This window comes from Streptomyces anandii JCM 4720, from assembly GCF_014650655.1.
Taxonomy (GTDB): Bacteria; Actinomycetota; Actinomycetes; order Streptomycetales; family Streptomycetaceae; genus Streptomyces; species Streptomyces anandii.
In genome coordinates, this window is sequence record NZ_BMVJ01000018.1 from 16,622 (window position 1) to 17,929 (window position 1,308).

Sequence of the window (1,308 nt, forward strand, 5' to 3'; positions counted from 1 at the left end):
GGCATCTGGCCGAGCTTGAGCAGCAGGTCGTCCCGGTGCGGGCCCACCAGGGTCACGCCCCGCTCGATCTCCTGCTTGCGGGCGTCCACCAGCGCCGCCGTCAGCTGCGCGAACAGGTCCTCGCGCGTGTGCGCCTCACCGGGCGCGGACGGCTTGTACTCCAGCGCCACCGGGCCGCCGCCCGGGGCCAGTTGCTCGTACGCCTTGTCCGCCAGCGGCCGCAGCGCGGCGATCAGGTCCAGCCGCTGGGCGAGCAGTTCGGCGCCCGTGCGCGCGAGGTGCTGGTCCCACACGTCCAGCGTGGAGAGGTCCATGGAGCGGCCGCCGTGCCGGCGGGCCAGCGCGGCGGACTTCAGCAGGGTGTTGCGCTGCTTGAGCACCCGCTCGTAGTCCGAGCGCACGCCCGCCATGCGCGGCGAGCGGGCCGTGATCAGCTCGTCCAGGAACCGCCGCCGCTCACCGGGGTCCCCCTTGACCAGGGCCAGGTCCTCGGGCGCGAACAGCACCGTCCGTACGATCCCCAGCACGTCCCGGGGTCTTCCCTGCGAGGACCGGTTGATCCGGGCGCGGTTGGCGCGGCCCGGGTTCAGCTCGAGCTCGACCAGCTGCTGCCGCTCGCCCTGGCGCACCTGGGCGCGGATCACCGCCCGCTCGGCGCCCATGCGGATCAGAGGGGCGTCGGTGGCGACGCGGTGGCTGCCGAGGGTGGCGAGGTAACCGATCGCCTCGACGAGGTTCGTCTTGCCCTGGCCGTTGGGGCCGACGAACGCGGTGACGCCCGCGTCGAGCGGGACCTCGGCCCGGGCGTACGAGCGGAAGTCGGCCAGCGACAGATGCGTGACGTGCATGGTCGTACGCCGACCTCCCCCGGCGTCGTGGACCGGCGAGCGGTCCTGTGGACTACTTCTTCTTCCCTACGGCTTCTTCGTCACCGCGTGGCCCCCGAACTGGTTGCGCAGCGCGGCGATCATCTTCATCTGCGGCGAGTCCTCCTGGCGCGAGGAGAACCGCGCGAACAGCGAGGCCGTGATCGCGGGCAGCGGCACGGCGTGGTCGATGGCGGCCTCCACGGTCCACCGGCCCTCGCCGGAGTCCTGTGCGTAACCCTTCAGCTGCTCGAGGTGCTCGTCCTCGTCGAGGGCGTTGACCGCGAGGTCGAGCAGCCAGGAGCGGACGACGGTGCCCTCCTGCCAGGAGCGGAAGACCTCACGGACGTCCGTGACCGAGTCGGCCTTCTCCAGCAGCTCCCAGCCCTCGGCGTAGGCCTGCATCATCGCGTACTCGATGCCGTTGTGGACCATCTTCGCG

General features: G+C 71.9%; 2 pseudogenes. Both read right to left on the reverse strand.

Annotation, left to right across the window (positions count from 1 at the left end):
* A pseudogene (recF, locus tag IE249_RS26825) lies at positions 1 to 848 on the reverse strand (DNA replication/repair protein RecF); the annotation flags it as partial.
* 66 nt (positions 849 to 914) lie between these two features.
* Positions 915 to 1,308 (reverse strand): annotated as a pseudogene (locus IE249_RS38595) (6-phosphogluconate dehydrogenase); the annotation flags it as partial.